General features: G+C 70.3%; 12 protein-coding genes. 1 reads left to right on the forward strand and 11 read right to left on the reverse strand.

What is annotated here, in order from left to right:
• Positions 1–52 precede the first annotated feature (52 nt).
• Positions 53–1,480, reverse strand: a complete 1,428-nt coding sequence (locus tag JWS13_RS06685; RefSeq protein WP_206005049.1) for an RsmB/NOP family class I SAM-dependent RNA methyltransferase — start codon at positions 1,478–1,480, stop codon at positions 53–55.
• The gene (gene fmt, locus JWS13_RS06690) at positions 1,477–2,400 is read right to left on the reverse strand and encodes a methionyl-tRNA formyltransferase (RefSeq protein ID WP_206005050.1); all 924 of its coding nucleotides are present in this window, start codon (positions 2,398–2,400) and stop codon (positions 1,477–1,479) included. The genes JWS13_RS06685 and fmt overlap by 4 nt, the downstream gene beginning before the upstream one ends.
• A 249-nt stretch (positions 2,401–2,649) precedes the next feature.
• Between fmt and JWS13_RS06695 the strand changes: the two genes are divergently transcribed.
• Entirely contained in the window at positions 2,650–2,856 is a 207-nt protein-coding gene (locus tag JWS13_RS06695; RefSeq protein WP_015890616.1) for a hypothetical protein, read from the forward strand.
• A 63-nt stretch (positions 2,857–2,919) separates the two neighbouring features.
• Here JWS13_RS06695 and JWS13_RS06700 read toward each other — a convergent pair whose 3' ends face one another.
• The 9 genes from JWS13_RS06700 to pyrF form a co-directional block, all read right to left on the reverse strand.
• Positions 2,920–3,897 (reverse strand): esterase/lipase family protein, encoded by a 978-nt coding sequence (locus JWS13_RS06700; RefSeq protein WP_206005051.1) that lies wholly within the window; start codon positions 3,895–3,897, stop codon positions 2,920–2,922.
• A gap of 98 nt (positions 3,898–3,995) precedes the next feature.
• Complete coding sequence (locus JWS13_RS06705) at positions 3,996–4,652, reverse strand: PadR family transcriptional regulator (RefSeq protein WP_206011517.1); 657 nt, start codon at positions 4,650–4,652, stop codon at positions 3,996–3,998.
• A gap of 86 nt (positions 4,653–4,738) precedes the next feature.
• Positions 4,739–6,757: a primosomal protein N' gene (locus tag JWS13_RS06710; RefSeq protein WP_206005052.1), complete on the reverse strand. Its 2,019-nt coding sequence runs from the start codon at positions 6,755–6,757 to the stop codon at positions 4,739–4,741.
• Positions 6,758–6,803: 46 nt separating this feature from the next.
• Entirely contained in the window at positions 6,804–8,018 is a 1,215-nt protein-coding gene (metK, locus tag JWS13_RS06715) for a methionine adenosyltransferase (protein WP_120659112.1), read from the reverse strand.
• Positions 8,019–8,151: 133 nt separating this feature from the next.
• Positions 8,152–9,453 carry a bifunctional phosphopantothenoylcysteine decarboxylase/phosphopantothenate--cysteine ligase CoaBC gene (coaBC, locus tag JWS13_RS06720; RefSeq protein ID WP_124390897.1) on the reverse strand — a complete coding sequence of 434 codons (1,302 nt, stop codon included), beginning with the start codon at positions 9,451–9,453 and terminating at the stop codon, positions 8,152–8,154.
• Positions 9,454–9,467: 14 nt separating this feature from the next.
• Positions 9,468–9,773: a DNA-directed RNA polymerase subunit omega gene (rpoZ, locus tag JWS13_RS06725; protein ID WP_005241734.1), complete on the reverse strand. Its 306-nt coding sequence runs from the start codon at positions 9,771–9,773 to the stop codon at positions 9,468–9,470.
• Positions 9,774–9,814: 41 nt separating this feature from the next.
• On the reverse strand, positions 9,815–10,438 hold the full coding sequence (gene gmk, locus JWS13_RS06730; protein WP_124390896.1) for a guanylate kinase: 624 nt from the start codon (positions 10,436–10,438) through the stop codon (positions 9,815–9,817).
• Positions 10,439–10,446: 8 nt separating this feature from the next.
• Positions 10,447–10,767, reverse strand: coding sequence for an integration host factor, actinobacterial type (gene mihF / locus JWS13_RS06735; RefSeq protein WP_072942134.1), 321 nt, complete (start codon positions 10,765–10,767; stop codon positions 10,447–10,449).
• Positions 10,768–10,893: 126 nt separating this feature from the next.
• Complete coding sequence (pyrF, locus tag JWS13_RS06740; RefSeq protein WP_420855045.1) at positions 10,894–11,703, reverse strand: orotidine-5'-phosphate decarboxylase; 810 nt, start codon at positions 11,701–11,703, stop codon at positions 10,894–10,896.
• Positions 11,704–11,729: the final 26 nt, after the last annotated feature.

Consider the following 11,729-nt stretch of genomic DNA (forward strand, 5'->3'; position numbering starts at 1 on the left):
ACAAAAGTGAAACAAGTTCTACCGAGTTTCGGATAGGGGGAAGGCGACCGTCCTACGGCTTGCGCAACGCGGCCATGAACATCGCGTCGGTCCCCTGCCGGTGCGGCCAGAGCTGGACACTCGGACCGCCTCCCAGACCGGGCACCCCGGGAACGAGTTCGCGCGTGTCGAGCGCCGTGAGCCCGTGGCGCCGCACCGCGTCCGCGACCACGGCCACCGTCTCGGACAGGTGCGGCGAACACGTCGCGTACAGGATCACGCCGCCGGGGCGAACCAGCTCGGCGGCCGACGCGAGGAGTTCCCGCTGCAGCTTCGCGAGACCCGCCACGTCCGACGGCTGCCGGCGCCACCGCGCCTCCGGACGCCGGCGCAGCGCACCCAGCCCGGTGCACGGCGCGTCGACCAGGATGCGGTCGAACCCGCCCTCCAGCCCGGGATCGCGGCCGTCGGCAACGTGCACGTCGACGGGAAGTTCCTTCGTCGTCTTGCGGATCAGGTCCGCGCGGTGTGCCACCGGTTCCACGGCGTCGAGGCGCCCGCCCTCGATCCCGGCGAGCGCTCCGAGCAGGGCGGCCTTGCCGCCGGGGCCCGCGCACAGGTCGAGCCAGCGACCGGTGTCCGGTCCGTCCAGCGGCGCCAGCGACAGCGCGCGGGCGACGAGCTGACTGCCCTCGTCCTGCACTCCGGCGAGCCCCTCGCGGACCGCGTCGAGCAGACCCGGGTCGCCACCGTCCAGGTAGACGGCGTACGGCGAGTACCGGCCCACCTCGCCGCCGGTGGCGAGCGCGAGTTCCTCCGACGAGATCTCTCCGGGGCGGGCGACGAGATGGACCGCGGGCCGCGCGTCGTCGGCGATGAGCACGTCCTCGAGTTCCCCGGCGTCGGCGCCGAGCGCGTCCGCGAACACCTGCGCGATCCACGTGGGCTGCGCGTGCTCGAACGCCAGCCGCCCCACCGGGTCGGCCGGAGCGAGACGCTCCACCCATTCCGCCTCCGACCGCTCCGACACCCGGCGCAGCACGGCGTTGACGAAGCCCGCCTTCCCCGGGCCGGCCTCCGCGCGGACCAGGTCGACGGAGGTGGCGACGGCGGCGTGCGGGGCGACGCGGGTGCGCAGCAACTGGTAGGCGCCCAACTGGAGAACGTCGAGGAGCGGTCCGTCGATCTCGGCGATCGGCCTGCCCGCGCAGTCGGCGATCACGGCGTCGAGGAGTCCGCGGGCACGGGCGGCGCCGTACGCCAGTTCCGTGGCGAGGGCGGCGTCACGGCCGTCCAGGCGTCGTTCACGCAGCAGCCCGGGCAGGACGAGGTTGGCGTAGGCGTCGCGTTCCCGGACGGCGCGCAGCACGTCCCTCGCGGCGAGCCGCGGCTGGTCGAGTCCGGACTGGGACGCGTCGGGGCGGCGCGCCTGCCGGGGGCGGTCGTTGCGGCCACCCGAGCCGGACTGGCCGCGGCGTGCGGGCCTTCTGGATTCGCTCACTGTGCCCGTACCTCCGCGTCGAGTCGTGCGCCTCGTGCCCAGTCCAGGGCGGCCATCTGTTTCTTGCCCTGCGGCTGGACGCGGTCGAGCCGCACCGCCACCGTGGACGTCCCGATCAGAAATCCGGACTTGGTCACGGAGATCTCCCCCGGCTCCAGTCGCTCGTCCGTCACGGTGACCGGGCCGACCTTGACGCGCAGATCACCGATCGTCGTCCAGGCGCCGGGCGCGGGGGTCACCGACCGGACGTGCCGGTCCACCACCACAGCCGTTCTGTCCCACCGGATCCGGGCCGCCTCGACCGTCACCTTGGCGGCGTGCGAGACCCCCTCGGCCGGTTGCGGGACCGCGGTGATCGCGCCGTCCTCGATCCCGTCGAGCACCGACTCCAGGAGTACGGCGCCGCTGTCGGCGAGGCGTCCGAGGAGGTCGCCTGCGGTGTCGGTGTCCCGGATCCGCTCGGTGACCACCCCGTAGACCGGACCGGTGTCCATCCCCGCCTCCAGCCGGAACGCGCTCGCGCCGGTCATGTCGTCGCCCGCGCCGATCGCGGCCTGCACGGGGGCGGCCCCGCGCCACGCCGGCAACAGCGAGAAGTGCAGGTTCACCCAGCCGTGGACCGGGATGTCGAGTACCTTCTGCGGCAGCAGCGCGCCGTAGGCGACGACGGGCGCACAGTCGGGTGCGAGGTCGGTGAGGCGCGCCAGGAACTCCGGTTCCGTGGGCCGCTCGGGCGTGAGCACCTCGATGCCGTGGGAGTCGGCGAGTGCGCCGATCGGTGAGCGAACCACCTTGCGTCCACGCCCGGCGACCGCGTCGGGGCGGGTGATCACGGCCACGACGTCGTGGCGTGGCGAACGGATCAGGCGTTCGAGGGAGGGAACGGCGGGCTCGGGGGTTCCGGCGAAGACTATGCGCACGCCGGCGACCCACACGACGGACGGTGGACCGCTGCGCGGGCCGAAACGGTACTCACGAAGGAAGCTCCCCTTTGATCGACGATGTGCCGACCAGTCTAGGGAGTCGCACCCGGGCCGTGACACTCGGCGAACGGTCGGCGAAGCGATTCCGCGGAACCGCACACAGCGACGGCGGACGGGTATTGACTGTTCTGAGGCCGGCGCGAACGGTCGGGCCGGTGTCCCGTTTTCGAACCTCTGGAGGTAACGATGGCAGGAATCGAGAGCAAGTTCGACAAGGCCTACGAGACGAAGCCCGTCGAAGAACTGGCAGGCGCCCCCGTCGCCGCCCTGCAGGGCGTGAGCGATTCCGACGCCGAACACCTGGCGGCCGCGTTCAACATCAAGACCGTGAAGGACCTCGGCACCAACAAGTACTTCCTGTGGGCGCAGGCCGTCGCGAAACTGGCGGAGTAGCAGTCACACACGAGAAGCGGGGAGCCGTGCAGTGCACGGCTCCCCGCTTCTGTCCGTCGTGAGCTAGCGGTTGCTGTCGACGACGACCTCCGGGATGCCCGCGCCGATCGGGACGAACTCGCAGCGGGCGAGCGGAACCGCGTCCGGGTCGAGCGCCGCACGGACGAGATCGAGTGCGAATGGATCGTACGGAGCGCGGAAGTGTCCGGTGCCGTCCTCGGGGCATCGATCCTGGATCAGGATGTTGGCCGCCCCGGCGCCGCGGAGCGCCATGTTCGTGTACGGCTGAATCATCTCGTCGTATCGTGACCCGATCGTCGTGTACGAGACGCCGGGCACCGTGTCGCCGCCCGAGTTGAGGTCGTTCATGAACGGTGAGCCCTGCATCTGCTGACTGACGGCCACCGAGGTCACCGTGCGGGCGAACTCCGGGCCGCCGGGCAGCGCCTGCACGACCGGAACGAGTCCGTACATCACTCCCCCGTAGCTGGGCGACGCGAGTCCGACCCAGTGGTCGACGAACGGGGCGCCGCCGAGCTTGTTGACGTAGTACCTGGTGACGTTCGCGCCCTGCGAGTAGCCGACGACGTCGACCTTGCCGGCGCCGGTGGCGTCGCGGACCCGGTCGACGAACCGGCCGAACTCCCCCGCGCTCGCGACGATGTCCTCGGTCCCGAACGAATCGGCGCCCGGTGCACCGCCGTAGTCGAGCGCGAACACGCAGTAGCCGTCCGCGGCGAGCATCGGCGACAGGGCCGCCCAGTCGGCATAGGCGCTGGCGTCGGTGCCGTGCGCGAGCACGACCGGCTCGGGGTGGTCCGCGGAGGGCGTACAGGAGAAATCGTTCGATCCGGCGGGCGCGCTGCCCGGGTGGTCGTGCGCGTACGCGGCGGCGGCACTACGGCCGGTCTGGGGAAGCCCCGCACCTGTGGGCACGACGAATGAGGGTGGGGAGGCGTCGTCCGCCTGGGCGGTGGACACTGCGCCGGACATCAGCAGGACGACACCCGCGACGACCGCACCGGCACCCCGAAACCTCATGATCCCTCCCGACTTCGCTGCGACGTTTCTGTGAACCTTCCCAGAATGTGCACGCTCTGTCGCGTCGAGCCGGCGGGTCCGCAGCGGGGTGCAGCGGCCTACGAGTCGGCCTCGTCCTTGCCCGCGTCGCTCTGATCGTCTTCCGCGAGAAGGCGATACAACGAGCGCCGCGCTTCGGTGAGAATCTCGCCGGCCCGCCGGACCTGGTCGTCGTCGCCGACCGCCGCGACCTGCCCCGCAGCGCCCATCAGCAGCCCGATCAGGCCCCGCAGGTCCTCAGCCGGCCTGCCGACGCTCTCCCGGACGTCGTCCCACGGGGTGCCGAGTTCGGTCTTGTTCGCTTCGACGAAGGCCTTGCCTTCGTCCGTGAGGCGCGCGGTCTTGCGGCCCGCCACCTTTTCGATGAGCACCAGGCCCTCGTCCTCGAGCTGCGACAGCGCGGGGTAGATCGACCCGGGACTGGGCTTCCACACCCCGTCGCTGCGTTCGACGATCTGCTGGATCAGCTCGTAGCCGTGCATCGGCTGCTCGGTGAGCAGCAGCAGGATCGCGGAGCGGACATCGCCGCGCCGTCCCCGCCCACCCCGCCCGCGTCCGCGGCCGAAGTGCATTCCGGGCCCGAAGCCCGGACCGCCCTCGGGGCCGAAGCCGCCTCGGCGGTGTCCGTGACGGTGCGGCCCGTCGGGGCGTGCCATCCGTTCGCGTCCGAATCGTTCCCGTCGGGAACCTCTGTGTTCGAAATGGAAGTCTTCCATCATCAGCCTCCTTCTGTATCGCTGATGCATCAACGATATATCGTCAATCGCGAGACGACAAGACCCTTTTCTGTGACGGTGGTCAATTACCCGATGCGAATGGGGTCGATCTGTACCCGCGCGGGCTGCGAGTCCTTCCGCGCACTACGCACCGACTGCGCCTCCCCCAACGCCTTGGCCAGCGGTTTCCCCTCCCCGCGGGGCACCCGGATCAGCATGCGCTCCACGTCCGCCGGTTCCGGTGCGTCACCGGAGAACGGCAACCGCTCTCCGGCGGGCAATTCGACCGGGCCGAGCAATTCCGCATTCGCCGGCAGGTCGGCGAGGTCCAGGAGATCGGCGATCGCCTTCGCGCTGCCGTCGATCGCCGCGAGATGGATGGCGGGCGGAAATCCGACCTCCGCCCGCTCCTCGTACTGCGCACGCGCGTGACCGACCGGATCCCAGCGGACCAGCGCCTGCACCGTCGGAATGCCCGAATCGGCGACCACGACCACCTGACCGCCGTCGGCGAACGGACGCACGAGCGACGACGCCGTCATCCACCGCCGCATCGTCTCCTCGGCGGCACGCAGATCGGGACGGCCCAGCAGCGCCCAGCCGTCGAGCAGCAACGCCGCGCCGTAGCCGCCCGGCATCACCGGTTCGGCCCCGACCGTCGACACCACGAGGGTCGGGCCCTGCTTCACTTCGTCGACGACGTCCGACCCTCCGGACATCCGGACGGCGACCCCCGGGAATGCGCGGCCCAGTTCCTCGGCGGTGCGTCCCGCACCGACCACGACCGCGCGCAGCGCCCGCGCTCCGCACGCGTGGCAGCGGTGCGCGGCGTCGGCGACGCCGCACCACCGGCACGCGGGTGTCCCCGCCCCGTCCGGACCGGCCGCGGACGGCAGCGCGAGCGGACCGTTGCACCGCCGGCACCGCGCGGGCGCCCGGCACTTGCCGCACGCGAGGCTGGGGACGTAGCCCCGCCGGGGCACCTGGACCAGCACACCCCGGCCTGCGCCGAGAGCCTCCCGGGCGGCGGCGAACGCGATGGCCGGCAACCGGGCGGCCCGCGCTCCGGGGTCGCGGGCCAGGGCGTGGTCACTGTCCGCGAGTGCGGTGATCTTCGGGGCGGCCGCCCGCACGGTGTCCCGGGAGGCCACGAGGTCGTGCGCCCAGCCCGAGTCGACCAGGGCCTGGGCCTCCGCGGTGCGCGCGTGCCCGGCCAGCACCACCGCGCACCCACTGGCGTACGCGCGGAGCAGCGCCACCTCGCGGGCGTGCGGGTACGGTGCGCGCGGTTCGGAATGGTTGTCGTCCCCGTCGTCCCACACCACGATCAGACCAGTGCGCGGTGTCGGCGCGAACACCGAACTCCGGGTTCCGACGACAACCCTGGCGGTCCCGCGCAGCGCCGCCAGCCACCGCCGGTAGCGCAGGGCGGGCCCGAGACCGGCGGCGAGTCCGACGACGGCGTCCTTGCCCAGCAACGTGTCCACCGCGGCGACCACCCGGTCGAGGTCGCGCTGGTCGGGGACGACGACGACGGTGCTCGCCCCGGTGGCGGCGACGAGCCCGGACAGTTCGGCGAGACGTGCCGGCCAGTCCTCGCCGGGGAGTGCCTGCCACACCGCGCGTGGGGCGCGCCCCTCCGACAGCGCCGTCAGGAACGCGGCGCCGTGCATGTACCGGTCCCACGCGTCGGTGGCGATCGCGGTGCCGGACACCTCGGTCGGTTCGGATGCGGCCTCGGACTCCGCCCGCGCGTGCCTCGGCGGGATCGCGAGCCGCAGGACGTCGGCGCGGGTTCCGGCGTAGCGGCCGGCGACGAGGTCGACCACCCGGGTGATCTCCTCGGTCAGCACCCGCTCCGGTGAGATGACTCGTTCGAGCCAGCCGAAGCGGCCCTGATGGTCGCTCGTCGCGGTGCGGGCCACGACGAATCCGTCGACGAGGCGCCCCGCGAACCGGATGCGGACCCGGACCCCGGGCTGCGCGTGCTCGTCGAGGTCCTTCGGCACGAGATAGTCGAACTCGCGGTCGAGGTGTGCGAGCGGAAGGAGCGGCAGCACCCGGGCAACCGGGTCGACTTCTGCCGCAACCTTTTCCGCGCTCACGCGGCGGCCCCCACCGCAGCGGCGTCCGCCGCGCCGTGACTACCGATCAGAGGCCTGCGGCTGCCCGCAGCTTCTCCGCCCGGTCGATGCTCTCCCACGGGAGGTCGATGTCGGTACGACCGAAGTGACCGTACGCCGCGGTCTGTGCGTAGATCGGGCGCAGCAGGTCGAGGTCGCGGATGATGGCGCCCGGACGCAGATCGAACGTCTCGGTGATGGCCTGCTGGATCCGTGCCGGATCCGTCTTCTCGGTCCCGAACGTCTCGACGAACAGACCCACCGGAGCCGCCTTGCCGATCGCGTACGCCACCTGGACCTCGATGCGGTCCGCGAGACCTGCCGCGACCGCGTTCTTGGCCACCCAGCGCATGGCGTAGGCCGCCGACCGGTCGACCTTGGACGGGTCCTTGCCGGAGAACGCGCCGCCACCGTGGCGGGCCATGCCGCCGTACGTGTCGACGATGATCTTGCGACCGGTCAACCCGGCGTCGCCCATCGGACCGCCGAGCACGAACTTACCGGTCGGGTTGACGAGCAGGCGGATGTTCGACACGTCGAGTTCGGGCATGTCGATTTCCGCGAGAACCGAACCGAGCACCTTCTCCCGCAGATCCGGGGTGAGCAGGTTGTCGAGGTCGATGTCGGCGGCGTGCTGCGTCGAGATGACCACGGTGTCGAGGCGCACGGCCTTGTCACCGTCGTATTCGATGGTGACCTGGGTCTTGCCGTCCGGACGCAGGTACGGCAGGACCCCCGACTTGCGGACCTCGGTGAGTCGACGCGACAGCCGGTGCGCCAGCGCGATCGGCAGCGGCATCAGTTCCGGGGTGTCGGTGGTGGCGAACCCGAACATCAGGCCCTGGTCGCCCGCGCCCTGACGGTCGATCTCGTCGTCGCTCAGTTCGCCGGTGCGGACCTCGTGCGAGTGGTCGACGCCCTGGGCGATCTCCGGGGACTGCGCCCCGATAGCCACGTTGACGCCGCAGGAGTTGCCGTCGAAGCCCTTGGCCGAGGAGTCGTACCCGATCTCGAGGACGGTGTCGCGCACGATCTTGGGGATGTCGGCGTAGGCGGTGGTCGTCACCTCACCGGCGACGTGGACCTGTCCGGTGGTCACCAGCGTCTCGACGGCGACGCGGGCACGGGGATCGTCGGTGAGGAGCGCGTCGAGGATGGAGTCGCTGATCGCATCACAAATCTTGTCCGGGTGCCCCTCGGTCACAGACTCACTGGTGAATAGCCGACTACCGGACTGGCTCACAGAATTCCCTCTCGACAGTTGTCCTGAACAGCACGTGAAAACAGTTTAGCTGCGTAATACAACGAACGACCCTAGCGCCACCCCGGCGGGAGTGACACCCTTCGAATCACCGAAAACTCTGCCGGATTTTCCGTCAGAGTGTCCGGAAAAGCTGGTCGACGGCGTCGAGCACCCGGCTCGCCATCAACGCCTTCGATCCGTGCTCGAGCGCCGACTCGGAACCGTCGGCTCCGAGCAGCCACCCGTCGTTGTGGTCGACCTCGAACGCCTTGCCCTCCCCGACCGCGTTGACGACGAGCAGGTCGCAGCCCTTCCGCGCGAGCTTGGCCCGTGCGTACGTGAGGACGTCGCCGTCCGCGTCACCCGTCTCGGCCGCGAATCCGACGATCACGGTCTTCGACGGGATCTCGCCGTCCCTGCGGGACTGGACGAGACCGGCGAGGATGTCCTCGTTCTTGGTGAGTGCGATCGAGTCGGGCTCGCCCGCACCCTTCTTGATCTTGCTCGCCACCGTCGTCGTCGGCCGGAAGTCGGCGACGGCCGCGGCCATGATCACCGCGTCGAACCCGGGCGCGTGCTTGGCGACGGCGACCCGCATGTCTTCCGCGGTGCGCACGTGCACCACGTCGACGGCGGCCGGGTCGGCGAGGCCGGCGGTGTACCCGGAGACGAGGGTGACCTCGGCCCCGCGCTGCACGGCGAGCCGGGCGATGGCGTACCCCTGCTTGCCCGAACTGCGGTTCCCGAGGAACCGCACCGGGTCGAGGGGTTCCCGGGTGCCGCCCGCGGACACGAGGACCCGCCGGCCCTCGAGGTCGCGAGGCAGCGCGTCGGGACGCTCGACCAGCAACGACGCCAATCCGACGATCTCGTCGGGTTCGGGCAGCCGGCCGGCGCCGGTGTCCTTGCCGGTGAGGCGGCCGGATGCGGGCTCGATGACGGTCACGCCGCGGGCGCGCAGTGTGGCGACGTTGGCGACGGTCGCCGGGTGCTCCCACATCTCCGTGTGCATCGCGGGTGCGAACACGACGGGACATCGCGCGGTGAGCAGCGTGGCGGTGAGCAGGTCGTCCGCGCGTCCCGCCACGGCCCGCGCCATGAGGTCCGCGGTGGCGGGTGCGATGACGACGAGATCCGCTTCCTGCCCGAGACGGACGTGGGGAACCTGCGGAACGTCGGTGAACACACCCGTGTGCACGGGGTTGCCCGACAGCGCCTCGAACGTGGCCTTGCCGACGAACTCGAGCGCAGACTCCGTCGGGATGACCCGCACGTGGTGTCCGGCCTCGGTGAAGGCGCGGATGACGGCGCAACTCTTGTACGCGGCGATGCCGCCGCCGACACCGACGACGATCCGCTTGCGCACCCCCGAGGGCACCGGTTCCGGTGAATCCGTCCCGAGCCCGGAACCCGGGCCCGCTGCCTGGTCAGGCACCGCAGATCCTCCGCTCACTCGCCTTCGGTGTGCTCGAGAAGATCGGAGTGGATCTCACGCAGCGCGATCGACAGCGGCTTCTCCTGCAGACCCGGCTCCACGAGGGGGCCGACGTACTCGAGGATGCCGTCGCCGAGCTGGTTGTAGTAGTCGTTGATCTGACGCGCACGCTTGGCCGCGTAGATCACCAGCGCGTACTTCGACGACGTGCGGGCGAGAAGCTCGTCGATCGGAGGGTTGGTGATGCCGAGCGGGGTGTCGTAAGCCGGCAGGGCGCCGTGGCTGGGTGTGGCGGACGCTACTGCGGGGGTGCTGCTCACTCGGTATCTCCTGAAATTGTTCTGGCTAGTTGATGTGAGATCTAGTGGGTCGACTCGGACTGTTCCGGTCGTCCAACCAACAAGGATACCAACTCGTCGCACGTTCGGCTGACATCCTCGTTCACGACGACCACGTCGAACTCGTCCTTGGCCTCCAGCTCGACCCGGGCGGTCGCGAGACGCCGCTCCACGACCTCAGCGGATTCGGTGCCCCGGCCGGTCAACCTCTCGACCAGCACGTCCCAGCTCGGGGGCGCCATGAAGACGAGCAGAGCCTCGGGCATCGCGGCGCGGACGGCCCGCGCACCGGCGAGATCGACCTCGACCAGCACCGGTCTGCCCTGCTCGATCGCCGCACGGACGGGTGCGGCCGGGGTTCCCGACAGCTGGAGTCCGCCGTGGATCTCTGCCCATTCGAGCAGCTCACCGGAATCGATCATCCGCTGGAACTCGTCACGAGAGGTGAACCGGTAGTCCTTTCCGTCCACCTCGCCCGGACGTGGATCGCGCGTCGTCGCGGACACGCTGAAGACGAGCTCCGGCATCCGCTCACGCAGGAGGCGCACCACGCTGGACTTACCGACGGCCGAGGGGCCGGCCAGTACTACCAGCCGACCCCTCCGCACTGCGGTCTTGCGCTCTGACACTTGTGCGTCAGCTACCACTGTCGTGCTCAGGCCTCGAAGTCGAACTTCGCGAGCAGTGCCTTCCGCTGCCGATCGCCGAGGCCACGGAGGCGACGGGTCGGAGCGATCTCCAGCTCGGTCATGATCTCCTGCGCCTTGACCTTGCCCACCTTGGGCAGCGCCTCGAGCAGTGCCGACACCTTCATCTTGCCCAGGATCTCGTCGTCCTCGGCGTCCTTGAGAACCTGCTTGAGGTCGGTGCCACCACGCTTCAGGCGCTCCTTGAGCTCAGCCCTGGCCTTGCGGGCAGCAGCTGCCTTCTCCAAAGCAGCAGCGCGCTGCTCATCAGTCAACTGGGGAAGGGCCACGGTTCCTCCGTCTCGTCGTTGGCAAATAGTCCAAACCACTGGATAACCAGCAGCGATAGCGACCGTACTCACGCCCGGCGCCGATTGCGAACCCACCCCCCGAGGTCAGAGCCGGATTCAGGTGGGCTATGAGAGTGCGGACTCGATCTCGTCACGCACCTTCACGGCCGCCTCACGCAGTGCCGCCGCCGACGGTCCGGCCTGGAGAACACCACGAGAACTGTTCGGCAACAACAGTTTTCGCGAATCGGGGAAAATGTCGGCGAGATCACCGGGAGTCGCGCCCTGGGCGCCGAGACCGGGCGCGAGAATCGGCCCGGAAAAATTCGACAAATCCAAGCCGTGTCCGCGTGTCGCGCCCACCACCAGCCCCACCAGACCCGGTTGGGCGCTGTTGTGCCGGACCGCCGCGTCCACCACGGACTGGGCCACGGACACCCCTGCGGCCGTCCCCGCCGCCTGCAGATCGCCACCCTCGGGATTGGACGTCCGGGCGAGCACGAAGAGCCCACGACCCTGCTCCGCCGCCAGCGACAGCGCCGGATCGAGTGCGCCGAATCCCAGGTACGGCGACACCGTCACGGCATCGGACGACAGAGTGGACTCCGCACCCAGCCACGACTGCGCGTACGCCGCCATCGTCGACCCGATGTCCCCGCGCTTGGCGTCGGCGACGACGAGCGTCCCTGCCTCTCTGAGGACCGAAATGGTGCGTTCGAGCACCGCGTACCCGGCGGAGCCGTACGCTTCGAAGAACGCCACCTGAGGCTTCACGACGGCCACCTCACCGACGAACGCCTCCACGCAGATCTCCGCGAACGTCTCCAGTCCCTCGGCGGAGACGGGCAGCCCCCACGCCTCGAGCAGCCCCGGATGCGGGTCGATGCCGACACACAACCGCCCCCGGTGCTCGACCGCCGACGTCAGCCGATGCACCCAGGAGTGGTGGTGGTGGTGGTGAT

This window comes from Rhodococcus pseudokoreensis (assembly GCF_017068395.1).
Classification (GTDB): domain Bacteria; phylum Actinomycetota; class Actinomycetes; order Mycobacteriales; family Mycobacteriaceae; genus Rhodococcus_F; species Rhodococcus_F pseudokoreensis.